The 23,386-nt window shown below is 42.7% G+C and carries 34 protein-coding genes; 8 read left to right on the top strand and 26 right to left on the bottom strand.

Annotated features, from left to right (window positions below):
• Positions 1 to 8 precede the first annotated feature (8 nt).
• The 13 genes from ACPEH5_RS13570 to ACPEH5_RS13510 all read right to left on the bottom strand — a co-directional run bounded on the left by ACPEH5_RS13570 (position 9) and on the right by ACPEH5_RS13510 (position 11,122).
• Positions 9 to 578: a hypothetical protein gene (locus ACPEH5_RS13570; protein WP_281111154.1), complete on the bottom strand. Its 570-nt coding sequence runs from the start codon at positions 576 to 578 to the stop codon at positions 9 to 11.
• Complete coding sequence (locus ACPEH5_RS13565) at positions 578 to 1,072, bottom strand: hypothetical protein (protein WP_281111153.1); 495 nt, start codon at positions 1,070 to 1,072, stop codon at positions 578 to 580. The genes ACPEH5_RS13570 and ACPEH5_RS13565 overlap by 1 nt, the downstream gene beginning before the upstream one ends.
• Positions 1,056 to 3,512 (bottom strand): hypothetical protein, encoded by a 2,457-nt coding sequence (locus ACPEH5_RS13560; RefSeq protein ID WP_281111152.1) that lies wholly within the window; start codon positions 3,510 to 3,512, stop codon positions 1,056 to 1,058. Before ACPEH5_RS13560 ends, ACPEH5_RS13565 begins: the two co-directional genes overlap by 17 nt.
• The gene (locus tag ACPEH5_RS13555) at positions 3,512 to 4,117 is read right to left on the bottom strand and encodes a hypothetical protein (RefSeq protein ID WP_281111151.1); all 606 of its coding nucleotides are present in this window, start codon (positions 4,115 to 4,117) and stop codon (positions 3,512 to 3,514) included. Before ACPEH5_RS13555 ends, ACPEH5_RS13560 begins: the two co-directional genes overlap by 1 nt.
• Before the next feature lie 50 nt (positions 4,118 to 4,167).
• Positions 4,168 to 4,509: a hypothetical protein gene (locus ACPEH5_RS13550; protein ID WP_281111150.1), complete on the bottom strand. Its 342-nt coding sequence runs from the start codon at positions 4,507 to 4,509 to the stop codon at positions 4,168 to 4,170.
• 8 nt (positions 4,510 to 4,517) lie between these two features.
• Entirely contained in the window at positions 4,518 to 4,949 is a 432-nt protein-coding gene (locus ACPEH5_RS13545) for a Bbp16 family capsid cement protein (RefSeq protein ID WP_210786806.1), read from the bottom strand.
• Between the two features lie 64 nt (positions 4,950 to 5,013).
• Positions 5,014 to 6,003, bottom strand: a complete 990-nt coding sequence (locus tag ACPEH5_RS13540) for a major capsid protein (protein WP_004253737.1) — start codon at positions 6,001 to 6,003, stop codon at positions 5,014 to 5,016.
• Positions 6,004 to 6,019: 16 nt separating this feature from the next.
• A complete protein-coding gene (locus ACPEH5_RS13535) occupies positions 6,020 to 6,691 on the bottom strand; it encodes a peptidase (RefSeq protein ID WP_117162257.1) in 672 nt (223 codons plus the stop codon).
• Positions 6,688 to 7,011, bottom strand: coding sequence for a hypothetical protein (locus tag ACPEH5_RS13530; RefSeq protein WP_117162258.1), 324 nt, complete (start codon positions 7,009 to 7,011; stop codon positions 6,688 to 6,690). Before ACPEH5_RS13530 ends, ACPEH5_RS13535 begins: the two co-directional genes overlap by 4 nt.
• The gene (locus tag ACPEH5_RS13525) at positions 7,008 to 8,660 is read right to left on the bottom strand and encodes a portal protein (protein WP_281111149.1); all 1,653 of its coding nucleotides are present in this window, start codon (positions 8,658 to 8,660) and stop codon (positions 7,008 to 7,010) included. Before ACPEH5_RS13525 ends, ACPEH5_RS13530 begins: the two co-directional genes overlap by 4 nt.
• Before the next feature lie 15 nt (positions 8,661 to 8,675).
• Positions 8,676 to 8,891, bottom strand: a complete 216-nt coding sequence (locus tag ACPEH5_RS13520; protein WP_004253720.1) for a hypothetical protein — start codon at positions 8,889 to 8,891, stop codon at positions 8,676 to 8,678.
• 186 nt (positions 8,892 to 9,077) lie between these two features.
• Positions 9,078 to 10,559 carry a terminase gene (locus ACPEH5_RS13515; protein WP_281111148.1) on the bottom strand — a complete coding sequence of 494 codons (1,482 nt, stop codon included), beginning with the start codon at positions 10,557 to 10,559 and terminating at the stop codon, positions 9,078 to 9,080.
• The gene (locus tag ACPEH5_RS13510; protein WP_281111147.1) at positions 10,556 to 11,122 is read right to left on the bottom strand and encodes a terminase small subunit; all 567 of its coding nucleotides are present in this window, start codon (positions 11,120 to 11,122) and stop codon (positions 10,556 to 10,558) included. Before ACPEH5_RS13510 ends, ACPEH5_RS13515 begins: the two co-directional genes overlap by 4 nt.
• A 140-nt stretch (positions 11,123 to 11,262) precedes the next feature.
• On the opposite strand from ACPEH5_RS13510, the gene ACPEH5_RS13505 reads away from it, so the two are divergent.
• Positions 11,263 to 12,255 (top strand): GTP pyrophosphokinase, encoded by a 993-nt coding sequence (locus ACPEH5_RS13505; protein WP_281111146.1) that lies wholly within the window; start codon positions 11,263 to 11,265, stop codon positions 12,253 to 12,255.
• A gap of 50 nt (positions 12,256 to 12,305) precedes the next feature.
• Here ACPEH5_RS13505 and ACPEH5_RS13500 read toward each other — a convergent pair whose 3' ends face one another.
• From ACPEH5_RS13500 to ACPEH5_RS13440, 13 genes are all read right to left on the bottom strand, one after another.
• Entirely contained in the window at positions 12,306 to 12,638 is a 333-nt protein-coding gene (locus tag ACPEH5_RS13500; protein ID WP_281111145.1) for a hypothetical protein, read from the bottom strand.
• 62 nt (positions 12,639 to 12,700) lie between these two features.
• Positions 12,701 to 12,925: a hypothetical protein gene (locus ACPEH5_RS13495; RefSeq protein WP_281111144.1), complete on the bottom strand. Its 225-nt coding sequence runs from the start codon at positions 12,923 to 12,925 to the stop codon at positions 12,701 to 12,703.
• Between the two features lie 25 nt (positions 12,926 to 12,950).
• A complete protein-coding gene (locus tag ACPEH5_RS13490) occupies positions 12,951 to 13,217 on the bottom strand; it encodes a hypothetical protein (RefSeq protein WP_281111143.1) in 267 nt (88 codons plus the stop codon).
• Positions 13,218 to 13,219: 2 nt separating this feature from the next.
• Positions 13,220 to 13,459: a hypothetical protein gene (locus ACPEH5_RS13485; protein WP_281111142.1), complete on the bottom strand. Its 240-nt coding sequence runs from the start codon at positions 13,457 to 13,459 to the stop codon at positions 13,220 to 13,222.
• A gap of 3 nt (positions 13,460 to 13,462) precedes the next feature.
• A complete protein-coding gene (locus tag ACPEH5_RS13480) occupies positions 13,463 to 13,870 on the bottom strand; it encodes a DUF7446 family protein (protein ID WP_281111141.1) in 408 nt (135 codons plus the stop codon).
• Positions 13,871 to 13,880: 10 nt separating this feature from the next.
• Positions 13,881 to 14,138: a hypothetical protein gene (locus ACPEH5_RS13475; protein WP_281111140.1), complete on the bottom strand. Its 258-nt coding sequence runs from the start codon at positions 14,136 to 14,138 to the stop codon at positions 13,881 to 13,883.
• A gap of 83 nt (positions 14,139 to 14,221) precedes the next feature.
• A complete protein-coding gene (locus ACPEH5_RS13470) occupies positions 14,222 to 14,581 on the bottom strand; it encodes a RusA family crossover junction endodeoxyribonuclease (RefSeq protein ID WP_281111139.1) in 360 nt (119 codons plus the stop codon).
• On the bottom strand, positions 14,578 to 15,006 hold the full coding sequence (locus ACPEH5_RS13465) for a hypothetical protein (protein ID WP_423727045.1): 429 nt from the start codon (positions 15,004 to 15,006) through the stop codon (positions 14,578 to 14,580). The genes ACPEH5_RS13470 and ACPEH5_RS13465 overlap by 4 nt, the downstream gene beginning before the upstream one ends.
• A gap of 221 nt (positions 15,007 to 15,227) precedes the next feature.
• Positions 15,228 to 15,701 (bottom strand): replication protein P, encoded by a 474-nt coding sequence (locus ACPEH5_RS13460; protein ID WP_281111137.1) that lies wholly within the window; start codon positions 15,699 to 15,701, stop codon positions 15,228 to 15,230.
• Positions 15,670 to 16,605 carry a DnaT-like ssDNA-binding domain-containing protein gene (locus ACPEH5_RS13455; RefSeq protein ID WP_281111136.1) on the bottom strand — a complete coding sequence of 312 codons (936 nt, stop codon included), beginning with the start codon at positions 16,603 to 16,605 and terminating at the stop codon, positions 15,670 to 15,672. The genes ACPEH5_RS13460 and ACPEH5_RS13455 overlap by 32 nt, the downstream gene beginning before the upstream one ends.
• A gap of 1 nt (position 16,606) precedes the next feature.
• Positions 16,607 to 17,374, bottom strand: coding sequence for an HNH endonuclease (locus tag ACPEH5_RS13450; protein ID WP_210786840.1), 768 nt, complete (start codon positions 17,372 to 17,374; stop codon positions 16,607 to 16,609).
• A complete protein-coding gene (locus ACPEH5_RS13445) occupies positions 17,371 to 17,574 on the bottom strand; it encodes a hypothetical protein (protein WP_061063966.1) in 204 nt (67 codons plus the stop codon). The genes ACPEH5_RS13450 and ACPEH5_RS13445 overlap by 4 nt, the downstream gene beginning before the upstream one ends.
• 125 nt (positions 17,575 to 17,699) lie before the next feature.
• The gene (locus ACPEH5_RS13440) at positions 17,700 to 17,921 is read right to left on the bottom strand and encodes a hypothetical protein (protein WP_281111135.1); all 222 of its coding nucleotides are present in this window, start codon (positions 17,919 to 17,921) and stop codon (positions 17,700 to 17,702) included.
• A gap of 144 nt (positions 17,922 to 18,065) precedes the next feature.
• Between ACPEH5_RS13440 and ACPEH5_RS13435 the strand changes: the two genes are divergently transcribed.
• The 7 genes from ACPEH5_RS13435 (at position 18,066) to ACPEH5_RS13405 (ending at position 23,322) form a co-directional block, all read left to right on the top strand.
• Complete coding sequence (locus ACPEH5_RS13435; protein WP_061063964.1) at positions 18,066 to 18,665, top strand: helix-turn-helix domain-containing protein; 600 nt, start codon at positions 18,066 to 18,068, stop codon at positions 18,663 to 18,665.
• Between the two features lie 330 nt (positions 18,666 to 18,995).
• Entirely contained in the window at positions 18,996 to 19,160 is a 165-nt protein-coding gene (locus ACPEH5_RS13430) for a hypothetical protein (protein ID WP_172767124.1), read from the top strand.
• A complete protein-coding gene (locus tag ACPEH5_RS13425) occupies positions 19,132 to 20,859 on the top strand; it encodes a PD-(D/E)XK nuclease-like domain-containing protein (protein ID WP_281111134.1) in 1,728 nt (575 codons plus the stop codon). Before ACPEH5_RS13430 ends, ACPEH5_RS13425 begins: the two co-directional genes overlap by 29 nt.
• 55 nt (positions 20,860 to 20,914) lie before the next feature.
• Positions 20,915 to 21,976, top strand: coding sequence for a RecT family recombinase (locus ACPEH5_RS13420; protein WP_272578684.1), 1,062 nt, complete (start codon positions 20,915 to 20,917; stop codon positions 21,974 to 21,976).
• Positions 21,977 to 22,015: 39 nt separating this feature from the next.
• A complete protein-coding gene (locus tag ACPEH5_RS13415) occupies positions 22,016 to 22,285 on the top strand; it encodes a hypothetical protein (RefSeq protein WP_061063961.1) in 270 nt (89 codons plus the stop codon).
• The gene (locus tag ACPEH5_RS13410) at positions 22,282 to 23,076 is read left to right on the top strand and encodes a DNA adenine methylase (protein WP_272578683.1); all 795 of its coding nucleotides are present in this window, start codon (positions 22,282 to 22,284) and stop codon (positions 23,074 to 23,076) included. Before ACPEH5_RS13415 ends, ACPEH5_RS13410 begins: the two co-directional genes overlap by 4 nt.
• A gap of 60 nt (positions 23,077 to 23,136) precedes the next feature.
• On the top strand, positions 23,137 to 23,322 hold the full coding sequence (locus tag ACPEH5_RS13405) for a hypothetical protein (protein WP_423727044.1): 186 nt from the start codon (positions 23,137 to 23,139) through the stop codon (positions 23,320 to 23,322).
• Positions 23,323 to 23,386: the final 64 nt, after the last annotated feature.

The raw sequence follows: 23,386 nt of genomic DNA, 5'->3' as shown, positions 1-23,386 counted from the left end.
TCACCCCTTTAGAATAAAATGCCTTTTCTCTTGGCGATATCAAACATGTTATTAGTTGAGCTTCCACCTGCAGCGGTTGCACTTGTTCCACCAGAGAACGGATCCCATGTACCACCAGCCAATTGATATGCACCGTAGGCTTTAATTGGCGCAGTCAATAGCGTTGTCATTGCCCCAAAGTTACCCTCACGGCGTGACATTTTCGCATTCAGCCTATCGCTAGCAGCCTGCATACGCAGACCATAAGCCTCTCGCTGGGAGTTATTAACCAACGTCAATGAATCCAGAGTACCCATTGCAGCGGTATCGCCGAACATATCAAGGGCACCTGCTGAACTTAAATCAAGTCCACTCGCTGACATTGCCGCCGCCTGTGAGCCTGCTAGTTGTCGTGTGCGTGAACGCTGTTTTTCTGCCTCTGCATTACCACGATTAATTGAATCATTAGCCGCCTGTTCGTTCTGGCGCGCATTTTGATTGGCTACATCAGCATTAAACTTACCTGATTGATATTGGCTATATGCCTGCATACCTGCCGAGGCTAGGATGCCTCCTGCTAAAATGGCTGGACCACACATTATTTCGCCCTCGCATTCATCGTGAATTTATGAAATGGATAGTTAAGCGCACCAATTGGCTGTGCATCTTCTAGTTTGAACCCTAGCCAATGCAGCCACGCCTTTGCAACGTAATTGCGCTCGTCAACGTAATTAAGCAGTTCAGGGTAGATTTGTAGCATCAGGCCAACGAATGGCTTACAGCGGCGTAGAAAGGCTTTCTGGTGCATCTCTAAAATATCAGAGCCAACTAACCAAGGAATGCCAACACCACCGATAATGGACGCAGGAGACACGCCAAAGATAGCCGCTACCTCACCATTGAAAATAGCGGCCCATGATTTTGTAGATAGGTTAATACCTGAGGCTAAAACCTCCTCAGGCGTTGATAGGTTCAATGCATAGAATTCATCAATATCAGCTTGCCTAACATGTGGTACCAACGCTTTAGCGTGCTCTAATGTTGCTGGTACGATTTGAACAATACTCTTTGCCATATTAGAAGCCTCCCACATCTAAGCGCGGTATTGCTGCGAGGATTGACAAAGGTAACGGATCAGATTGCCTGACATACACACGGCCGTTTTTGCTCCATTGAGCATCAAGGTTAATTTCTACCACACCAGTAGCATCATTAACCGGGTTATCGTAAAACTCGAATTCACGCTGAGCATATTCATATAACCGGTCTTTTTCGGTACCGGCCCATATACCACGACTTGAATTAACAATAAGGCTTGCAACCTTAACCAGTTTCTTTTTGTCGAGTAGCGTTTCTTGCCCGTTGATATGAATATCTAGGGTTTCCATGTCGCTAACGTACGGTAGGCCAATATGAACCACTACGGCTGGCTCTTCTAATGACACAGCGCCGCCAGATACCTTTTGCTGAGGTAATACGTTTGCATCGGCTAGAATGCTGGTGGTTTTACCTTCGATATGCTGTAGCCCTTCAAAACGAAAACGCGCAAAGCCCCATTCGCTTAATGGCTTATCCTGTAGCAATTCAGGTACATCACGATTAGGCGTTACTCTCACCGTATGGGTATTAATAAACTCGGTAATTTCACAACGTAACGTTTTGTTTTCTTCATCTTCAAAGTAAGGCAAGTGAATAGCGTTACCGATATCACTATCTTTAAAAATGGCATTGCTGGCGGTTAAGGCAATATCACCTTCGTACGTCCAGTTATCGACTGTGGTTAGGTGTACGGTGCTAGCTTCATCTTTATTTCTACCGTCATAACTTAGGCCTGAATCAACAAAGAAAGCGTCCTCTGTCTTAGTAAATAAGCGACTACTTAAACGCTCTATATAACGCACAGTACCGCCACCAATTTTACGGCACACAATAAAGTAAACCGCATCTTCATTACCTTCACTGACGCTGCAGGTTGATTCAAATTGCCCGTCCGTCTCTTGTGGTGCCCAAGCAAATACTTGCTGCTCTCTGAGGTACGTTAATGAAAGCAATTTACCATCATCACGAATACACCAAGCTATTGAATAAGGAACAATAGAAAACGCCCAATCAATAATCTGGTGGCGCTGAAATAGGTGATTTGCCATGATGGTTAAATCGGTTCCTTGGTACCCGTCAACGTCGAATGAATACGCGAGGTCACGCACTGCGCTACCTTTTTCTTGGATGTACAAAGCAATATTGGCAACGGCAATAGGAGGAACATCACTACAGCCATTGGCACCTTGCGAGGAAAAAGAGAAACTGCTTGGCGTTAATACTTTGTTCTGATCCCCAGTGATTTGATACTCACCGCCAGACGTTAAGGCCACCAGCGAACCCACATCAATTAAGTGACGAATTTCATTAACTTGGCGTCCTGCATAGGTATAGATGATACGGTCATCATCTTGAATAGGGTTATTCTTGCCAAAGTCTTTATAGTCCCCACTACGACTAGCCCAAATCGTTTGGGGATAAGCACGAGAGCCAGCAAAAAATAAACGCTGCTGATAATACATAACAGTGCTTGGGTAGCCGTCAACATCATTCCAAACCGACCTAGCCCATTTGTACGTAGCGTTTTCTTCACCTACAGCATTTGATGGAATGTATGAAACAACCTTACCCGTTGCTGTTAAGCCATCAGTACTAACAGAATTGATTTTAACGATACCGAAACCACTATGAAGGTACTCCCACTGGATCCCCGCGTCACCGCCCCAACCATCCCAGCTCATACCCTCTGTGTGTGACGGCCTTAACGTGCCACTTTTACCTGCAGTATTAGCACGGTAGTAATTCGCACCAGCACGGCGTTGATCATTAATGCTAGTCGTCTTGTCTGTTTCCCATACTGGTACAGCATCAATAGCTTGCTGTTCAATATAGATTTGCTTGCCGACCAATTCAGCACCAAAGATATTATGCGTTGCAGTCAGCGTTACATCACCTGTACTGGCGCTAACGTATAACTTACGCTCTTTATCCGTGTTGATATCTTCGAATGGCCCATTGCGTGTTTCAACAGGTACCAGCTTCCAATCGTCATGATCATAACGCTGTAGTTCCATCGGTGGATAATCAGCGTGTACGATGGTCATTACATCTGCTGACTGTGTAAATTTTAAATTGAATAGGTCAACTTCTTTATATGGCGTTGCCAGTTCGAATATTTCGCCTTTGTGCTCACCATCGGCATAAAGCACCTGCCCACCGTCTTTAATCACACGCATGTACTTATCACCCATTTCAAGGGCGTAAGTTTGCACTGTGCTGAACTGGAACGGGATCAAGCGGCATTTCTTGTTAGGGTATTTTGCCGCCGCAATAAACTTGGTGCCCGGTCTATTTTCAATGCCACCATATTGACGTACAAGAAAGTTTTCACACTTACGTAAAGCGGTAGAGTATTTTGCTAGGTCAATACGCCCATAAAGGCTAGGTGCGATTTCACCACCAGAAAAACTCGGTTGAATTATGCTATAAGCCATTACGATAACCTCGCTTCGGTGAATGGGTCCATGTAGTCGCTAGGCTCTGATGATTCATCAAGGGAATGAGCACCAGCGTTAGCAATCATCATTGTGTACATCTGAAATGCTTCACTACCGATACCAGCGTTAGAAGCCAATGGGCGTGCTAGTTCGCCAGCTAAACGCCATGCCAGCGCATCTATGAATAATGAATCAAACATATTCACATCGGTGACTGACGCAGTGTATTGAAGCCACGCTTGCGGTTGGTCGCAGTAAATCAGTTTTCCAGTGCCGTCAGCATCCGAACCCACCAGAAAATTAATCGCATTGTGCGGTTGAGGATATTTCTGTCCAGATTGAATAATCGCTATTGCCTTTAAACAATCGGTTGGGTAGCTATAGGCAAATTTCCAGTCTGGCGGAGGGTTATTGGTATCAGCCAAAGCAACGCGCTTACTGGCAAAGTTCCACGGAAAATCAGAGAGCGTAGTATCGCGGCAATGGTTGAAGTGTAGATTGCATTGCTCGGCTTCTTTGCTCTTTTCGCTGAGACTATTAATGAATCGGCTGTTACCGATGCGACTAAGTGCCAAGTTACAGATTTCGATTTCTGAGGCCATTAGAGTTACTCCAAAAGAAAAAGGGGCTTTCGCCCCCTTTAACGCGAAAGTTAAATCGCTAATTCTTTACGTCTTTCATCTATCGCGGTACGCATTTTATCTGCGCCCATGTTGTGATGAGGTGCTTTACCAAATAGTTGCGTATACTGTTCGCGCAAAGCTTCAAGGCTAGAATCAACCGTGTCGCCTGACCCACTGATAGCAATATTGGTTACAACCTCACCATTATCACCACTAGCCCCATCAACCAAAGCGCCAGTATCAGGTTTAGCATCATCACCACCAATCAACTTTAAGTTGCTGCCAGCAATACCGCTGTATTCAACCTCCTCACCAACTTCAAGCAGACGACCAGCGATAAATGATTTTTTCAAAACTTTATATCGTGACATGTCACACCTTAATTAGTTACGGCGTTGTAGATAGGATGAGCATCAGTGTTAAGTACGATACCCGCTGTAAATTTACCTGCAGTTAATGGACCATCTGTGACAACGTAACGTAGGCGCAGATACTTAATAACACCATGCGGAACAGTACCGATAATGCGCTTACCTGTATTTAAATCAGCAATAGGCATTTCAACGGATTGAAACAAAGCAACAGGCGTTGTAAACGCTTTATCTTTTGATGTTTCCAGTACGATTTGTACTTTTGCGTCACCTGCAGCCGTTGCCTGCTCAGTAACCTGTGCAAACAGTTGCAGCGGCTCACCGATACCGATATCACGGAAATCACCTTTAACTGGCGTTAGGTCAATGATACTGGTCGCAGTCGCTGATGCGGTTACTGCTTGGTCGAGAGAAAATAGGGTTTCTTTATCTAAAATCATGTTGCGAACTCCCAACAAAATTAAGTTAGCGGCACCCATTCAGGCACCGCACAATAGGCCTGCCTTACTTAGCGACCACCTGATCCTCAGTTGTGAGAATTGCATCGGTACGGCGCACAGGGATTTCATCAAAAGAAACAACTTTCTTCCCTGCAACTTCTTGCATAGAAATATTGACGTTCTTTGAGTTTTTAATCTGGCGGCGCATCCAGCTACGAACCTGCTGATTGCAATAGAAAACAGGTTTACCCATAGACAGATTAGGGATTTTCTCAATCGCCTGAATCAGTAAATCAGGCAAGTCGATAGCACCTGCTGCTTCTGGATCTTTGGTTAACTTAGATAGGTCAACGTTAGCGATACGAACCACATAACGCCAGTCGCGCATAGTTAAGCCATTTTTCCATTGGAAATGAGTGCGGTAACCTTGATATTTACCACCGTCTTTATCTTCTAATGTAACTTCGCCTAAGTGTTTCTGTTCAAGACCAGCCTTAGAACCTTTAGGGTAGATGCCATGAACGGTATTCTGCCCCCACACTACTAACCAAATAGAGGTTAAATTGCTGCCAGTGCCACCAGCATCAATGATGTTTACACCATTCTTAGCGCTTAAATCATTGAAGCGCGCAGATAACCCAGTGAAGCGCTGTGCATGTACAGTAGTGTCACCATAAAACAATGTTTCAGCCATTTGCTGGTTCATGGATTCAATGAAGGCCTGTGCTTCTGACAATAAAAACTCACTTGTATTACCATTAATATCAGCAAGTTCTTTATCAACTTCTGAGTAAGTTTCCAGCATACCTGTAGAGTCTGTAACCTGAGCAGTAGTTGATTTGCTTGGTGGTACACCGTAGTTCAACAAACGCCAAGTTGCAGATGGTAAACCTGTGCGGACAGTTGTACGGTGGCCTGTAGGCAAGTTACCTTCAACAAACACCATATCATCAAGAATTTCGTTAGACTGATTGAGCAGTTCAACGATCTTCGCTTGCTTGCTGTTTGGGTCTTGACGCTTAGCCCAGTCAGCCAATGTTAGAGCTTGAGGCATAATTTTCTCCTATACCTTATTTGCTATCACCAAAAAGAACATCCGCAGCACTGCGAGCGTTTTCACTGCTGCCACTAACAAAACCGTCCTCAGACATGGCCTTGCCAATTCTTGAAAAAATACGGAATAACTCAGGATGATTACCAAGTCCTGAATCATTTAAATATTGCTTAAGCTCTGGCGTACCGAACTGATCCATAGCTTTTTGTGCATTACCGATTGACTCAACAGAACCCAGTTCTTTATCTGCTTTTACCGTTTCTGCCCATTCGGTTACTTGCTTTTGCCATGCGGCCTCTTGCTGCTTGGCAATTTGCGGAATGATTGTAGAGCCGTAGACATCAACAATCTTTTGCGCCTGCTCGTTGCTTAAACCAAGCTCACGGGCGATAGGTTCAAACGCCGCTACCGCTTCTTTATCCAGCTCCTGACCTTCACCAGCCGTAAACTCATACTTTTCAGGTGCGGTGCTTACAGGCTTCTTGTCATCACCTTTTGGCCCAGCATTGGCCTTATCATCAGTCTTACTAGGCTCTGTACCTGCAGGCGCTGGATTATCACCATTTGCTGGCGTATCTTGTTTTGCTGGTGCTGGCTCTTGCGCTGGCGCTCCACTGCCACCTTCACCACCATCAACTGGAACCTCATTACAAAGGCGACGAAACAGTAAGCGTTGAAATAAATTCATTGATTGTTCTCCCGTTCTTTGGCTTCTTCTGCCATGACCAGATAGAGATCAGGGCAAACACTCATTACATCGTTAAACAGCTCCAACCCCTTATTGCGTCTACCTTCATTGAATGAAGTTATATAGGGATCAGGCGTAAATGAAACTTCAAAAACTCCACTAGCAGATAGGGTTTTCCAGATAAAACGACGACCACATTCAGTACTCATAACCTGTTTTAAATCATCATCTTCACGTTCTTTTCTAAGCTTGTCTTTAAGCTCTAAATCAGCCTGAATCGCTGCCTTTTCTTCTTCGGTGTAATCATTAAACTGTGTCATTGACCACCACCAGCAAGCGCAGCTAAGGCGCTGTTATCATCCATAGGTGTATTGCCAAGCGCCTGAGCACCAGAAATAGCCTCTTGCGCCATTTGCATTTGTTGCATCTGCTGTTGTTGCTCTGCACGTTGCTGGCGAATAGCGGCTACTTGGTCATTGGATGAAACGATAGTTGGGGAAACACCGATTGACTCAGCGTAGTTATCAATCATTTCGTCAGTGTTCAGTTTGTCGAGTGCTTCTGGTTTCATCCGCGCCAGACCACCAACAAAGCCAACGAAACGCTCAACGCTGTTAACGCCAACCGATTTCTGCGCCTGTGCCATAACAGAAATGTATTCAACCTTAAGCTGCATACCCTGCATTTCTTCTGGTGGCACTGGTAATAGGTTTTTACGCGCCATGATTGCGAACGTACGATTAATTAACTTATCGAGTAGTTCAGAATCTAAGCGCTGCAAGACAGGCCCTAACATGAGTAGCTTTTCTTCACGCATTTCAATTACTGCCTCGACGGGCATTGAGCGTGTGTTTACAGACTGCATCATCATGAAAAGGTCAGAGAAATAGGCTTCTTTGATTTGATTGCGAGTATCGCTAATATCAGCAATCAAGCCGTTAATGTCAGCCTGTACTTGGAATATCGGCTTAATCATTTGGTCAGCACCAGCCATTGGAAGATAAGTTATTCCACCAGGCACAAGTGAAATGCGCTGATTCTTAATCGATGCAGGCGCTTGCATAGGTGGATTGGTCACTTTATCAATCTGCTGTGCTTTGCGGCGCTGTAATAGCTGTAATGCTTTCACGCTACCTAACGCAATCATACCGGGGCACGATGAGCCGTAGACGTCCTCTCCGTTCACTTCCCAACGTGGCGCCATGATAGGGAATTCATCAAAGCCAGATTCGCGTAGAACGCGGTCGCTATCACCACCCATTTCAAAATAAACGGATTTAAACAGTTTGTTCTTAGCGTCCAGCTTGCCGCTGATGCGGTTCAAATTTGGGTAGACTGAATGAATAACAGTAATCCACTGGCTGTAGCTGCCAGAGTCCCATAGGCTTTTAACCTGCTCACTCACTTTGTCTAACCCGAACTCCATAACCAGTTGACGCACTGTCATACTGAATTCACGGAAACAGGTATCAACTGTCAGGTCAGGCCCATTGGCAATGTAATAGCTACCTACTGGAAAAGGTACAGTGCGAATAACTCGCTCGTTATCTTCCAGCACAGCTAATGCGCTGGTGGCAAAGGTTCCGATATCAGAATAAGTTTGCGGTAGTGATTGATAAATGTTTGAGCGGTTGAACACTTCATTCATTCGCTGCTCAACGACTTCAAGCCACATTTTGACAGGGCTATAATTCATCATGTCAGGGTCTGGCGTAGCCAAACGAAACCATTTACGGGCAGGGCTAGTTATCCCTGACATCATGCCACTTGATAAAGTTCGTTCAGATTTAGCCGCCTCTTGGTCGATGATTTTCGTATTACGTCTATCACCGCGATTAACTTCTGATGTGTTAAAACGAGTGCTTCGAGGGCGCGTATACTCTGCAAGCTCTTTCCAGTGCGGCTCAAATGATTGGCGCTCATTCTTAAGCTGTGAGAGTTGTTTTAATAAATCCTGCTTTAAACTCATACCGCCCCCGTTAGGTTACTGACCAAGTAGCGTTTTACCGCTGGTTGATGCTGCATTGGTTGTACCCTGCGCACCAGTTAGCAATGTTGACTTACGACCAGCGGCAGCGCGGCGGCGGCGTAGCTCTTCATCACGCGAACCTACTACAGCCTCGTCCTGTTCTTGTGGCGCTGCCTGAACTGGTGGAGGGGTTTTAATCTTTGGGGTACCACCTAGGATATTTCCGCACATATAACACCCCGATAAAATAAACAATAATATACTTTATGTTTTATTGTATATCTTATTTGACAAATATAAAACCAAGATATACATTTTGGTTATCGGTTGTTATTCAGATATTCCTTTGCCCGTTATCAAGTGACTTTCCTTTGCTTACATTTGCCCTCACTGTGAGGGCTTTTTTTTGCCTGTTAGTTAGGCGTACGGGTCGTAATCAGCATCACTAACAACGTGACTGCCCTGACTAGATATAGAAATGTTATTACGTTCTTTTTTGGTGACTGGGTAAGCAAATGTTAACGCTAGCGCATCACCTTTACCCGGTGAGCGCCCGATACGCTTTTTAATCTCTTCTTTTGGCTCTAGGACAATTTTACCGTCTAGCCTAACCTTATACTCAGCAACGGATAAATCATCTGCTGTTTCTTGGTCGTCAAGCGCACCACCAATCTTTAACCACGACTTAAGGTTATTGTACATTTCACCACGTTTATTTAGCATCTGAGGATCTGTTGATGCGCCAGCAAAACGAACTAATTGCCAATCTCGTCCCCACCCCATAGCAACGGAATAAATCCCAGTACCAAAACCAAAGTCGATATGCACAGCATCAGCCTGATACTGATCCTCATAGTCAGCAATACGCTTAGCCATAACGATATCGTCAGTAGTTTTGTTGCCCGTCCACAGGCATTTGCTATGTAGCCCTTGGCGCAGATAAATAACTGCATCATCATCACCAGAATACGCAGGGTCAACACCTATGATAATTGGTGCATGTGATACTTCGGCCTGTGTTACTGTGCGCTTCATTGCCGCATCAGTTAAGCCAGTAGGTATGAATTGTTTTTCAGATGTAGATGGGAAAATACCGCGAACACGCACCTTAACAAAGTCATCATCAACCCCGTAGTCTTGAATCCACTTTTCAATCTGTTCTTTGTTGGTACCTTCAACCGTGCGGCTGTCAATCTGCTTAGTTTTCCAGCGGTGCTTAAACTTACGGAAACACTCACGGAAACGCCCTGTGTTACGTGTCGGGTTACCAAACGCTATCCAGATGATTTCTGTGTTTTCATCCGTCAAAGCACCCTCTGCTACTTCCCATACCAGATCCGCAATGTTAGAAGCCTCATCGAAAATTAGAATGATGCGCTTGCCCTGGTTGTGCAGCCCTGCGAATGCTTCTGTGTTGTTCTCTGACCACGGAACAGCATCGGCACGCCATGCATTAGCGTGATTAGGGTCGTTGGAATAGATAGCTGTTTTGGTGCAGGTAAACCAGTCCTTGGTGATAGATAGGCGCTGCCACTTGGCAATCTCTGGCCATGTTTTAGTGCGTAGCTGGTTTTCGGTGTTGGCAGTAACGACCACCTTGCAATCTTCGCAGGTGTCCATACCCCACTTGATAAGCATTGATATACAGGCACTCTTCCCAATACCGTGACCTGATGCTACAGATATCAATAGTGGTTGAAATCGTGTTTCAGGATTGCGTAGATGTGCCCCTATATCATTCAATGTGTCAGCTTGCCATTGACGAGGCCCACTAGCATTTTCAAGTTCGGTACCAGCCTCACCCCAAGGAAATGCGTATAGTGCATAGCTTAACGGGTCATGCGTAAACATGCCGATATCGTTAATCAGTTGTTCTTCTGGTGACATGGTATCAATCATTGCTCACCACCAGCGGCACGCTTACGGGCTGCTGCCAGCTTATCAGCAAGGGAAATAGTTACATCGACCTGATAACGCTCACGGAAGGCGTTAACATCAACGTGCTTGCCGACAAGCTCTAATATTTTCACTTTGTCGAGTAGTTTAACTTTCTTGATTCGCGTGTCGCCGTCAATGTCAATGATATCGAACGCTGCAACGCTCTTGCGCCAAATAGGTGACCATTCACTAATAGGCTTAATATCACCCGTATTAGTGAGTATGTCGGCGATATCAGCATCAAGCATATTAACCAATCGCTCTAACACGCTGTCAGCGTCTAGCTTCTTGCGCTTGTTACGCTGCTGCATGAGCTGCGCGATACGGTCAATTACACGCTGGTCTTTCATAAGCTGAGATGCGCGCTTACAGGCGCTAACTTCGGCATAGCCTGCTGCTAGCGCTGCATTGGTTTGGTTATCAGGTGCTTTGATATATTCCTGACAGAAGCGCTCCATTTGAGCGTTAAGCGGTGTAGGTTTTCTGGCTGGTGGCTTGCGTGGTTTCTTTGTGGTCATAATCATCACCTCTACGGTTATTATGACCGACTAAAAGATAAACATCAAACCACAAAATTAACATTATCACATGTGAATATAACTATATTTCAATTAATTTATATATAAATATAATAGTATTTAAAATGAATACTGGAGTTTATTGCATGGGTAGCTTAATAGAAGAATACAAAGAAAATAAACATTTATATCAAGGCTTGTTAATACAAGCGAAGCATTCTATAGAGTCATTATTACGGAATGAAGACATTGAAATATTTTCAATTGAAGCAAGATTAAAGGACGAAAACTCATTCAAAGAAAAACTACAAAGAAAGTCAGACTACAAAACCTTAAGTGATATAGAAGATATTTGTGGACTGAGAGTTATTTGTTATTACGAATCAGACCTACAAAAACTTAGAAAATTAATTAATGAAAACTTTAAGGTCTTATCATCCTCCGACAAAAAAGAGGAATCTGAAGTTGATAAATTTGGGTATTCATCAAGTCACTTCATCGCTATATTTAAAGATAATTGGTTGCAAAATCCCATTTATAACAATCTAGGTGATTTAAAGTTTGAAATACAAATAAGAACTATGCTAATGCATACATGGGCAGCCATAAGCCATAAGACCCTCTATAAAAATGAATCTGATGCTCCAAGGCATATGAGAAGAACGTTTAGCCAACTCAGCGCCCTGATAGAACTCGCAGACGAGCAATTCTCGAGAATAAAAAAGATGAAAGATGAGTACATTCATGAGAATAAAACTGAGAGCACCGGATTCAAAAAGCTAGAATTAAACTCTGACACGCTTATGATGTTAATAAATAATCACTTTCCATCAAGAGAAGTCACTGAAAGTTATATACCTTCACTTCTGCTTGATATAAAGAAATATGATTCACTTGTTGATGAATTTGAGGATAGAATCTCAAAATGCAGCCCATACCTTGAATCAATTGAACACGAATTGTCTTTATTAGTTGGTCTTTCCTCCCCCATATGGACTGCGGAAGGTATCTGTAGAATAATTCTAAATATCACCGCTCCAGAGGAATTAAGTAAGCTAGAAAACACTAATTCTCCAATCGTTGATGATATGTATAAAATGTACAAAAAATACATGGATAAGATTAACTACACGAGATAACTTATATGTATAAGTCAAGAATTGCATCCATCTAATTTTATGTTCCCATTTTACAATTTAATCTCATGCCACCCCCTGGTTACCCAGCACTCTGAATCACCATCAAGGCAACACTCAGAAACGGGTAACTGTTCACCACACTTACCACAGCACCGATTTGATAACTCCGCAATCTCACGCTTTAGCCGTGCATCATCGTTACGAATGAGCATTTGAATGTATTCCGATTCGTCGTACGGTTCGCGCCCTGGTCTACGCAATGCACAATTACGCTTAATCATTTCGTGCTCTTCGGCTTCAACCTGCCACTGAGGAGTAACAAGGCCAGCATCCCGCTGGCGTTTACGTTGAGCTGCTTTGCGCTCTGCTGGTGATTTAGCCATTGAATAACATCCCCACAGCTACGGCGAACACGCACCAGAAAGCAGCAAATACCAAGTAACGTTTAATCATGGTTATCCACCTCTGACATTGGTTTTCTGAATATTAAGTTTTTCCTGATAAACGACGTAGCAGCACTCCATGCGCGATATCGCTTATCAATTTCTTCATGCTTGTACACAGTTCCGCCAAACATGTTTTTATTTCGCTGCATGATCATATACTCAACCGTATGCCCCATCTCTTTAGCGCACCACTTTTCAAAGTCTGTTGGATTGGTTTCTTTCATATTTACCTCGCGTGACATGTCACGATTATTTGTTTAGTTGAATTAACGGAATATCGAAGCCAACGTGATTACCGCCCGTTAGCTGTTCAAACTCTTTCTTAACCGCACTAATTACCTCACCTTCACTATCCATGAATGCCACAGGCTTTTGTTGGACTAATGCGAGGTTTTCAAGCACTACACGGTCTAGGTAGCAACAAACTGCGTGCATTTCCTCATAAGTGAATGAGTCTTTCATTTCATCACCATCAAGCACACGGTAAGCTAGATAAATTCCGTCGATAGTTGCCATGGTTATTTATCCCTAGCTTTCAGCATTGCATCTGCCATTATGTAAGCCTCACGCGATACCCACGCTGCTGACTCTTCAATCACAACCGCAATCATGGCTTCGTTTGATAAAATGCCCTGCATTGCAGCCATTGCGAACTGGTCACGCAAGCTAATCGGACGGTCTGTTATTGGCATAAACTGATGATTGCGTTTGAAGCTTTCAGGAAGTTCATATGTTTTATTTTTTGAATCTTCGCTCATGACTTACCCCTTTGTTCCAGTTGCTTTAGCGATTGCCTGCTCAGCCTGATACAGCGCCTCTTCCATAGGGTTTAACGACTCTTCTTTTGACTCAATACCAGCCGCATAGAATTGATTTACCATACGCTGCATCGCATAAAGTAAGTCATGAGCCGCATTCTCTACTGAATTATCAGACGCTTCGCTATCAGTAACGCATGCCTTAACCGACAAGATCCGACCGCTATTCAAAACGAACGAAAGCACACGGGGTTGATTAAATAAATGCTCTGCGACTGCACGCAACGCATCACCTGTAATGTCTTTCTTGACGCCTACCACCTTGCCAGTTTCATTACATACACTTCCGTAAAAAATCTTATTGGTGATTGGTGCGCACCATACACGCCTAGTTACTGTTCTATTGCTCATTGAGTTACCCTCAAAATAACGAAACTTGTTTAACTACCGTTTTCCCACGGCGCTTAGGCTTAGCCTTTGTGTTACCGCCGTACTTATCCATCCAAACTTTTGCTACGTGAAAGCAATCATCAAACATGGCGCCGCGCTTACTAGCTTGTGAGCATCTACGGTAATGTGCGATGCCTTCATCAGCAGCAAGCTGTAATGCCCCCCCCTGATAATCAAGCTCCTGAAGCTTTTGAATGATGTTCTTTCTAATAAAATCTTCTGGACTCATAAGGACTTACCTCATTCATTCAACGATTCGTTAATTCACTCACAAACTTACCCACTGGTAACAAGTTCATGATTTGTCGATTATTACGGTAACCTTACCGTTATCATTCCAGTTGCTCCCCAAACCTTAGAAACTCGCCCATCCCATATACGCGAATCATCGTCAAAGATGGCGTCTAGCAAGGCTTTCTCTAAGTTGTCCTTGTCTGGCTTTTGCTGGTGGGGTCTACCGTCCATTTCAGCTTGTTTTTTCTTGCTCCATGACTTCGGCATAGGCATAACAAAAATTACGTGATAATCGCTCTCAGGCAGGTTAATACCCCTTGCTCTCACTTCGTCACAGAACGCCCTATAACGCATTACCGCAGGTCGCTTCTGCCACTTATCACGCTGTGTCATACGCGGTTTAGGCACTGGAACGATTGGGTATTCAAGGATTTTCATACATCCAAGCCTCGCTTGATACGCTTCGCCCTAGGCTTCGCCAGTAATTCATTAAACATGACCTGTAATCGCGCTGGCTCTCCTGTTTGGCACCATGGGCCATATTCAGGCACCACTACGGGGGCTTTGGCTTTTTTAGGCTTGCTTGGTTTGCTAGTTCTCACCTTGTGCCGTTGACCGCTGTTTGCCTGTTTAGCTAATCCAGCCTCGTAGTTATCATTCAGCTTGTAGCCAAACGCTCTAACTCCATTCTCTTCAACGGTTACCAACGAAATAACATCAAAGTATTCAAGTTGCCCTAATGCGAACTTAACTGTGTTGTACGAAGCCTTAACGCCATTGCTTTCAAAGTGTGCTCTCAAGCCTTTAATCGACATGCTCTCGCCTAATTTAAGGACTTCAATCACTCTATCCTGAAATAACATAACCATTACCTCGAACTCGATTAACCCATACGGTTAATATAAACAATTTGTTTATCTTTTCAACCATAAAAAATCAGTAAGAATTGATTTTCTTACCACCCTTTAAAACGCTCTGTAACGCTCTACATTTGATTTTCACATTCAATCTATGGATTTATCATCCTGCATATCAAAAACTCCTGTATGTTAATCCTGCTTACGATTTTGATAACCTTTGAATCTTATTGTCTCCGTTGTTTACTTTTTTCTAGTAATTCCATCCACGCTGGCGGTGGTCTAGTTTTATCCTCAACCTTTAGCGTTGGTCTCGGTACAGTTTCCCCCTTGTGAACTCGCTCAGTCCACTTGGCAAGCATTTTAGCTAATCGTCTCTCGCATTCGATATCAGTCAATCGATGTTCAAGCATTTGGGTTCTGAGGTCTGTAAACATCCAGTACTGAACTGGGTGTTTGAATGGGTACATTTCAGCGCTCTGGTAGTTATTGCGCTTAGCGCAGTAGGTTAAAAAATCTCTAAGCTGTTCGTCAGGATCAAGCCCAAAGGGATTATGCTTAGCCGCTTCACCAGATAACGCGACAATCACGTCTGATAACTCTGGTGGCCATGGGTTACCATTCATGCAGCGGTCGATACAGAATTTAAACAGTCCGTCCAGTTGCTGATCACTCAATGCGCTTAGCGCTTGCTTCCACATCAATGACGGTTCCGTGCCATTCTTGTTTTTCCATTTGTCGCCGTAGATTTCGATCATCTTCAACCAAAGCGTCAACAGCGTCTTGCCCGTATTCATCGAGGACGTGCTGTAAGAATTCCTGCATCGCTTTTGGCTTTCCTGCAAATTGGCTATCGATCTTAGTTCTCTGACCTGCCCCATTTTTCACCACCTTTTCATTTTTCAATCGACTGCGTTTCAGGCCTGTAGCAAGGGCTAGCTCCCATTGCTCGTGTGTTTTGGCTTTTCCCTCTGCCCCCCAGTAGGTTATAAACTCGGCTAGCTCATGAGGCTGTAACGGCTCTTTGAGTATCGTTCCCCAGTACGCAGCCTTTTGGGTGAAGTCTTGATCAGGCTCCCAACCGTGATACATCACAAATTTATCATTCACACCAAAACCACCAGCAGGAACACGACCGTTCAAGATAGAATTATTAGCATTCGGATTAGATTGAAAATTATCTTCCCGCGCATTAGAGAGAGGTTTTATATTTCCTTTCCCTTCCTTTCCTAAAGGTAGTCCTCCGGTATCACTACCGTAGTTTTCCGGTAGTAGGTTTAGTTCTTTGATTTTACTGGGAGTTTTCTTATTAACGACCTGATGTTTTGTGAAATTATTTATCAGTCCATAACGCTTACCATCTTGAGCAGAAAATAAGCTAATATAACCACAGTTGGAAAGCTCCTGTAGTAGTACCGGAATACTACTGGAGGTCTCCCGTATAGGAAAAACAGCGGCTTTAATGAGTTTTGGATTAGCATTGAAATACCCTTCATCATCTGCATAATTTAATAAACCAATCGCCAGTAAACATGCCGCCTCTGAAATGTCAGCCATGTCCTCATCAGTCCAAAAAGTCGGCTTAATGGTTCTTATGCGAGCCATATCAACCCCCTGAACTGTTTTCATGTGTAAAAGTCTCTACAGTTTCTCTAAATTGAGTCCATGAACGAACTGTTTTAGCTAGCTCTTCCAGGTCATCAATTTCAAGCCCACTATCAACCCAATCCTTTAGTAGCCCCATAACTACATTTTCATTTACATGTACGCGATTTCTTAATATTCCTCTTACGTAATAAAGCCTTGCATATTCAGGAGGGTTTCTTCTCATCGATGCTATTCTTGGTATGTAAGAGAAAAACTCACTAGCGCTTTCCGCTGTAATTTCAACATCTAACTTTTGCTCCGCTGATAAATCTGCTGCGGTTATAATTTCTTCTGCGGTATACTTTGATAGCCACTTCTTAACAGTTTTCTTTCCACTGTCGGTTATTGCTTTACCGGGTATCAGTTCTTCAATTTTTTGGATAACAATTAATTCCTGCTCTTCCGTAAATTTGATTAACTCATCACGCCACGCAAGCATCATTAGTAGCTGTTCTCGCTTATCACTAACTTCTTTTACTTGCGACAATTGTTTAGTAATGACTGAATCATCACTTATTAATCTGTCTCTTTTTCCTTGGTTGCAATCAAAGCAGGAAGTTATCAAATTCATCATGTTGTTATCACCACCAGCACTGACTGGAATAATATGATCAACATTGAGCACTACCTTTGGAGCAGAATCACCACAGTATTGACAGGTAAACCCATCACGTTTAAAAACCTCAAAGCGTATTTTCTTTGTTAGGCCAATTCGTTTTTTACTCATTGACACGCCCTCATTTCTCTTGCCTGCTTGAGAATGCTATTAACACTTTCACGGTAATTTGCAGCATGCTTAGCAGCACATTCAACACAAACACCATTACTTACAAATCGCTCCGCAACATGACCATGCACACAGGCTTTACCCGTATAAAAGCGAGACAGTCCATTAGTTGCTGCTTCTTTTCTACTAATAACTTTCATTGAAAACCTCTATTACAGTTATGTGTGCAGTAAGATTATACATTATCAAAAAATAAATCAACCATAAAAGATCTATTGTTTATCACACTAATCAAAAAAAGACCGCTTTCGCGGCCTGGTGTGATTTACTTCATAAATTTGTCTGCTATTTGGTCTAACGTTAGCTCTATTCCGAATGTATTAAGAGCCTTCTGCAATCTCTTTGCTGTCTGTAATGATACGCTACGGCTGCAATAGCGTAGATGAATAGAAATATACTGAACGGTCAGGTTTGCGCTGTCTGCAAATTGCTGGCGCTCACGTTTAGATAGACCATTCCAGAATGTTTTGAAGTCTGTAAATGCCATATTAACCACCCAAAAAGATAAACATCAATCAAGATTTGAAATAATGATAAACAAATTGGGAATTTACCTCAAAGGTTAATTTGATATTTAATAGATAAACAGAATAAACAATATCGAACAAAATAAACGCAAGGGAAAAATACAGTGAAAAGCATTCAGGATATCAGAAGAGACAACCTTGTCTTTGTGATAGAAAAGCATTACGAAGGGAAACAGAAGAGCCTAGCGGCAGCGCTTGGTTGTGCTCCTAATGTTATTTCTCGTTATTTAATGTCCTCTGACATGAAAAGCCATCGTTCGCTTAGCGATCCTATTGCCAGAAAGATTGAGCACCTTACCAAACTACCTAAGTATTACATGGATAAGGATCACTTGAATGTACCTGCTGAACAAATTGCGGATGAGTTAGCACGCCAGCCTACCGACATTGGGCGCATACTTGGTGATAACATCACAACATTCATGCTAATTGATGGTTTTAAATCACAGGCCCAGCTATCAGTTAAATCCGGTTTAGGCCAAGCGACTGTAAACCGCATCATCAAGAATGAGTCCAGCGCTACTGTTGATAGCGTTGCTGCAATTGCAGAAGCCTTAGGCCGTAAGCCATACGAATTACTCATGTCTAAAGATGATTCAGATGTCCTGCACTACGATCATAAAAAATTTGCGGCATTGCCCGATAACGAAAAAGAAAAGATACAAGACTTTATTGAGTTCATAATTAGCAAAAACGAAAAATAAAACAAAGCGTTACATTTATAGCCAGTCTCGAGCTGGCTTTTTTATTTACAGAAAAGATAAACATATTGGTTATTTATTTGTTTTTAACAGTTGACAACTGTCTTTTATGGTTTATTCTTTATCTCATATTAACCCACAAGGTTAACGCTCTTTAACAATACAGAATGGCTATCACACTCCTAAATTCTGTGAGCCGCAGAATGTCTTAGCTAACCCGTAGATTCGGAATGCAAGATTTGGACAGTGACAATATTAATCAATCTAGCTGTTTTAGCTGGATTTTTTTCACGCCACAAACATAAACAATATGTTTATTAAAAGGTGATTGAAATGATGTTTTTTATCGAAAATGGTTTTCATGTGTTTATCGTACGTGGAAAAAGACAAGAGTTCATAAACTTTAAAGATGGTATCGAGTGGGCTTTCGTCACTTGGATAGCAATTCAAACCGACAAGGAATTATCTAATGAGCAATCAAGAACAAGAGCAATTTGAACAACGCAAGTTAAGTAATATTGTTAGCGCAATCTTAATGGCTAATGACATTAACACACCTGAAAATATTGATAAGCTAACTAATCACTTAAACAAAACAGCCACCAGCGAAGAGTTTGAGCAGTTCGAAAAGGTAGCTTTTGAGTTAAGCATTACCACTACATCAACACCAAAGCTGATGTTTCTGCATGATAACGACATTATCAACGCTTACATTCATGTCATTAAGAACCCTGATAAATTCCGTTCTAATGTTGACCGCAAGAAATATTTCCAATCTTTAGTTTCACCTGACAAAGAAGAAGTTACCGAACCAGCTAAGCCTGATGTAATTACTCACGCCAGTGAAGATAAACAAACTGGTAATGTAGAACCAGAAATTATTGAAGAATGCCCCGTAAATGAACCACCTTACTTTGAACCTGGGCGTTACCCTGATATCCCTAATGATGTTTATCACAGCTCAAACGGTATCAGTAGTTCAATGTTGAAAGATGCTCGTATAAGCCTGATGTATTACAACCTCAGACACGTAAGCAAAATCATTCTTCGTGAAAATAAACGCTGTTTTGATTTAGGTAGCGCGTTTCATACATTGACGATGGAGCCTGAAAAGTTCAGCACTGAATTCAGTGTTCGTCCTGAAATTCCAGAGGGAGCATTTACAAACACTGACTCCATGACGAAATGGATTGATGATTACAATGCTGGTTTACCTCAACCACGTAGCACTGATGAGCTAAAAGCAATAATTGAAGCTCATAACGCAACACTACCAGCACCATTGCCGCTATCTGGTTCAGTAGAGGAAATTGGCGGGTTATATGCTGATTTACCTGATGAATTCAGAAAGATACCTAAATCAGATAAGCACACAGCTGCCGCAATGAAAGCATGTATTAAAGAGTTTAACGCAACACTACCAGAGCCATTAAAAACATCTGGTAGCCGTGATTTTTTACTCAATCAAATTTACTCAATTAACCCTGATTTATGGGGCGAGGAAACCAGTAAACCTGAACCTCTTAAAAAATCAGGCAAAAAAGAAGAAATTGCAGCATCAATTAAAGCGATTAATCCAGATGCAGTATTTGAAGATGATTTAATCAGCGCATGGCGAAGTGACGAAACGAAAATTCAAGTTGAAACAATTGATTTTCAAACCGCTAAAGACATGCGTGATGCTGTAATGAATCATCCAGAAGCTAGCGCATTAATCAATCATCCAAACCGAGTATCAGAAGTTAGTTATTACGGTGTTGATGATGATACAGGGCTTGAAACAAGAGTTAGGCCAGATATTGAAATTCAACTGAATGATAACCATCGAATTGGTTTTGACCTGAAATCCGTCTCTCTTGGTCGATTTAAGCAAGATGCAATTACATTGATGATCCGTAAAGAAATACTTAATCGCGATTATCACATCAGTGCAGGTATGTATTCCGATATCGCACAACTTGACCAGTTTTATTGGATATTTGTTAACTCTGATCCTCATTACCACTGGGTTGCAATCGTCGAAGCCTCACCAGAGTTATTAGAGTTAGGCCGCTTGGAGTATAAAAAGACGCTGCGCGATATCAATAACTCAATGAATACTGGCATATGGCCTGCCCCAGTTACCGAAACACTCACCATTAATCTTACTGACTTTGAAACACGCAAGTTAGAAGAGCTTCAATTAGAAGAAGCTTAATCAATTCTAGCGCCCTGCTTACTGCGTGGCGCTTATCAATTTAGAGGTAATCATCATGTCAGAAGTCGCTTTAAGTAATCAACCGCAAACCAGTGTCATGAATAACATGTCACTCCTTTTTAATACGGAAGCAATGAATTGCGTTATTCGTGTTGCTGATTTAATGGCATCTGGTACCGCGACGGTGCCTAAACATTTACAGGGTAAACCTGCCGATTGCTTGGCTATCACAATGCAAGCATCACGCTGGGGAATGGACCCGTTTGTAGTAGGTCAAAAAACACACTTAATTAACGGCACGCTAGGCTATGAAGCTCAGTTGGTCAATGCGGTGATCACCAGCTCAAACGTTGTTACAGGTCGTTTCCATTACGAATACGGTGGTGATTGGGAAAAGATTGTAGGCAAAAAAGAAAATCGTGACGAATCAGGTTTATATATTCGTGTTGGTGCAGTCCTCAGAGGTGAAAAGGAAATTACGTACGGTGAGCCAGTTTACTTAGCCGATGTTCAAACGCGTAACTCACCACTATGGAAAACCATGCCTAAGCAACAAATTGCTTACTTGGCTGTTAAATACTGGTCTCGCCTCTATTGCCCTGAGGTGATCATGGGGGTTTATACGCCAGATGAGCTTGAAGAGCGCACCATCAAAGATGTTACTCCACCAAAAGAGCGTGTAAGCCTTAATGAAATAACCCAGCAAAATGAGCCTGAGCAGCATCACGAAGCCACCAGCGGCGACAACGATGTAATCACAGGTGAAATTGTTGATGATGGATTTAACCCTGATGAAGTACGCCAAGCAATCAGTAGCGCTGATACATTGGAACAGTTCAGCGCTATCCGTAGCAAGATTGAAGAGCTTAAATCAGTTATGGGCACCTCGTTGTATACCGAGCTAAAAAACAAATGCGTTCAAGCACATCACCGCATCGATGCAAATAACAACCTTGAAGCACAAATTAACAGCCTGCCTGCTGGCGGCTCACCAGAAGCTAAAGCAGCTTTCGAAAAGGTTTTTCAATTCCTTAACGCCAACAAACGCAAGCTTGGCGATGAGCTGTTCGATTCATTCAGCTTGACGCTGAACGACATGAAAGACGAATACCAATAATAAACTTGTGGTGGGGTTCGCCCCACCTTAGGGGAAATTATGAATTTAGAAGAATTAGGCGCATTGGGAAAAGTTATTTCATCTTCACAAGTGCAAAAAATAACAGGCCTTGGTCGCACTGTATTGGATAAGTTAAACGCAGAAGGCGTATTAACAAAGATTTACTTTAGCGACCGAAAATATGTTTACAGGCTTGATCAGGTTAATGCTTATGTCACCTCTTGCATGAATAACCCAACAAAGGCAAAAGGCGAATCCTCTGCTGATAAAGCTAGAAAAGCTCTTGAGGCTAAAAAGGCTAAGCAATGACTATCAAACATCCAGTGATACGTTACCATGGTAGCAAGTTTCGCTTAGCTAAATGGGTGATTAGTCACTTTCCTGATCACCGTTGCTATGTCGAACCATTCGGGGGCGCGGCTGGTGTTCTAATGCAGAAAGAACCTAGCTACGCTGAGGTATATAACGATTTAGATAGTGAGGTAGTTAATTTATTTCAGGTGTTACGTGATAAAGCAATGAATGAACAGCTACAACATGCTTGTTACTTAACTCCCTATTCACGTGACGAATTCGAACTGGCCAGAGTTAATATCAATGACCCTATTGAGCGTGCTAGGCGAATGGTTGTTCGTGCCTGTATGGGTTTTGGTTCCGCAGCTTCATCAGGCGGAACATCAGGTTTTCGTTCTGATAGTAAGCGCAAGTATGCAACGGCTTCACACCTTTGGGCTAAATACCCTGAAAACCTAGCCGCTGTATGCAGTCGGTTGCAAGGTGTGATCATAGAGAACAAACCAGCAACTGAATTAATCAAGCAGCATGACAGCACTGATACCCTATTTTATGTAGATCCCCCCTATGTTCCATCCACCAGAGTAATGCGTAATCGCTATTACAATTTTGAACTCACTGCTGAACAACATCATGAATTACTGCAGGTACTTAAATCAGTATCTGGCATGGTTGCTATCAGTGGCTATGAATCAGAGATGTACAACGATGAATTATCAAGCTGGCAAAAGGTAACAAAACAATCCCGTATTTCCGCAGGTCGTGGTACAGGAACCAGAACAGAATGCCTATGGATGAATTACTAACCATTCCCTATGTGATTTAACCAAAGGATATATTTGCAAGGATGCAAACAGGAGATAGATATGACTATTGAACAGTTACAAGAAGAAAACATAAAACTAAAAGCTGCTCTTTTTGCTGGGGCATTCGTAATGCTTAAAGCAGTTCATAAATATGATTTCGGCGTTGGAATGGAAGATCAAGCCACTGACTTTATGAAGGATGCAGAGGAACTGACTGGCAGAAAGCTGCCTAAATTTGCAGATTAATTTAACTCGCAGGGATGCAATAAGAGGAATGAATATGAGTAACGATATTTTTATACAAGCAGCT

This window comes from Providencia sp. NPDC089933 (assembly GCF_049545585.1).
Lineage (GTDB): Bacteria > Pseudomonadota > Gammaproteobacteria > Enterobacterales > Enterobacteriaceae > Providencia > Providencia huashanensis.
This window is presented reverse-complemented; position numbering and strand designations above follow the sequence as displayed.

Bases quoted from the DNA above. Each gene is read 5' to 3' on its own strand.
- ACPEH5_RS13405 (WP_423727044.1), top strand. From the start codon at position 23,137: ATGACTATTGAACAGTTACAAGAAGAAAACATAAAACTAAAAGCTGCT.
- ACPEH5_RS13525 (WP_281111149.1), bottom strand. From the start codon at position 8,660: ATGAGTTTAAAGCAGGATTTATTAAAACAACTCTCACAGCTTAAGAAT.
- ACPEH5_RS13500 (WP_281111145.1), bottom strand. From the start codon at position 12,638: ATGGCTAAATCACCAGCAGAGCGCAAAGCAGCTCAACGTAAACGCCAG.
- ACPEH5_RS13555 (WP_281111151.1), bottom strand. From the start codon at position 4,117: ATGGCCTCAGAAATCGAAATCTGTAACTTGGCACTTAGTCGCATCGGT.
- ACPEH5_RS13410 (WP_272578683.1), top strand. From the start codon at position 22,282: ATGACTATCAAACATCCAGTGATACGTTACCATGGTAGCAAGTTTCGC.
- ACPEH5_RS13485 (WP_281111142.1), bottom strand. From the start codon at position 13,459: ATGAGCGAAGATTCAAAAAATAAAACATATGAACTTCCTGAAAGCTTC.
- ACPEH5_RS13470 (WP_281111139.1), bottom strand. From the start codon at position 14,581: ATGAAAATCCTTGAATACCCAATCGTTCCAGTGCCTAAACCGCGTATG.
- ACPEH5_RS13505 (WP_281111146.1), top strand. From the start codon at position 11,263: ATGGGTAGCTTAATAGAAGAATACAAAGAAAATAAACATTTATATCAA.
- ACPEH5_RS13430 (WP_172767124.1), top strand. From the start codon at position 18,996: ATGATGTTTTTTATCGAAAATGGTTTTCATGTGTTTATCGTACGTGGA.
- ACPEH5_RS13560 (WP_281111152.1), bottom strand. From the start codon at position 3,512: ATGGCTTATAGCATAATTCAACCGAGTTTTTCTGGTGGTGAAATCGCA.
- ACPEH5_RS13425 (WP_281111134.1), top strand. From the start codon at position 19,132: ATGAGCAATCAAGAACAAGAGCAATTTGAACAACGCAAGTTAAGTAAT.
- ACPEH5_RS13480 (WP_281111141.1), bottom strand. From the start codon at position 13,870: ATGAGCAATAGAACAGTAACTAGGCGTGTATGGTGCGCACCAATCACC.
- ACPEH5_RS13495 (WP_281111144.1), bottom strand. From the start codon at position 12,925: ATGAAAGAAACCAATCCAACAGACTTTGAAAAGTGGTGCGCTAAAGAG.
- ACPEH5_RS13420 (WP_272578684.1), top strand. From the start codon at position 20,915: ATGTCAGAAGTCGCTTTAAGTAATCAACCGCAAACCAGTGTCATGAAT.
- ACPEH5_RS13540 (WP_004253737.1), bottom strand. From the start codon at position 6,003: ATGCCTCAAGCTCTAACATTGGCTGACTGGGCTAAGCGTCAAGACCCA.
- ACPEH5_RS13515 (WP_281111148.1), bottom strand. From the start codon at position 10,559: ATGATTGATACCATGTCACCAGAAGAACAACTGATTAACGATATCGGC.
- ACPEH5_RS13445 (WP_061063966.1), bottom strand. From the start codon at position 17,574: ATGAAAGTTATTAGTAGAAAAGAAGCAGCAACTAATGGACTGTCTCGC.
- ACPEH5_RS13490 (WP_281111143.1), bottom strand. From the start codon at position 13,217: ATGGCAACTATCGACGGAATTTATCTAGCTTACCGTGTGCTTGATGGT.
- ACPEH5_RS13475 (WP_281111140.1), bottom strand. From the start codon at position 14,138: ATGAGTCCAGAAGATTTTATTAGAAAGAACATCATTCAAAAGCTTCAG.
- ACPEH5_RS13550 (WP_281111150.1), bottom strand. From the start codon at position 4,509: ATGTCACGATATAAAGTTTTGAAAAAATCATTTATCGCTGGTCGTCTG.
- ACPEH5_RS13570 (WP_281111154.1), bottom strand. From the start codon at position 578: ATGTGTGGTCCAGCCATTTTAGCAGGAGGCATCCTAGCCTCGGCAGGT.
- ACPEH5_RS13535 (WP_117162257.1), bottom strand. From the start codon at position 6,691: ATGAATTTATTTCAACGCTTACTGTTTCGTCGCCTTTGTAATGAGGTT.
- ACPEH5_RS13415 (WP_061063961.1), top strand. From the start codon at position 22,016: ATGAATTTAGAAGAATTAGGCGCATTGGGAAAAGTTATTTCATCTTCA.
- ACPEH5_RS13450 (WP_210786840.1), bottom strand. From the start codon at position 17,374: ATGAGTAAAAAACGAATTGGCCTAACAAAGAAAATACGCTTTGAGGTT.
- ACPEH5_RS13530 (WP_117162258.1), bottom strand. From the start codon at position 7,011: ATGACACAGTTTAATGATTACACCGAAGAAGAAAAGGCAGCGATTCAG.
- ACPEH5_RS13460 (WP_281111137.1), bottom strand. From the start codon at position 15,701: ATGTGGAAGCAAGCGCTAAGCGCATTGAGTGATCAGCAACTGGACGGA.
- ACPEH5_RS13565 (WP_281111153.1), bottom strand. From the start codon at position 1,072: ATGTGGGAGGCTTCTAATATGGCAAAGAGTATTGTTCAAATCGTACCA.
- ACPEH5_RS13455 (WP_281111136.1), bottom strand. From the start codon at position 16,605: ATGGCTCGCATAAGAACCATTAAGCCGACTTTTTGGACTGATGAGGAC.
- ACPEH5_RS13520 (WP_004253720.1), bottom strand. From the start codon at position 8,891: ATGTGCGGAAATATCCTAGGTGGTACCCCAAAGATTAAAACCCCTCCA.
- ACPEH5_RS13465 (WP_423727045.1), bottom strand. From the start codon at position 15,006: ATGTTATTTCAGGATAGAGTGATTGAAGTCCTTAAATTAGGCGAGAGC.
- ACPEH5_RS13440 (WP_281111135.1), bottom strand. From the start codon at position 17,921: ATGGCATTTACAGACTTCAAAACATTCTGGAATGGTCTATCTAAACGT.
- ACPEH5_RS13510 (WP_281111147.1), bottom strand. From the start codon at position 11,122: ATGATTATGACCACAAAGAAACCACGCAAGCCACCAGCCAGAAAACCT.
- ACPEH5_RS13545 (WP_210786806.1), bottom strand. From the start codon at position 4,949: ATGATTTTAGATAAAGAAACCCTATTTTCTCTCGACCAAGCAGTAACC.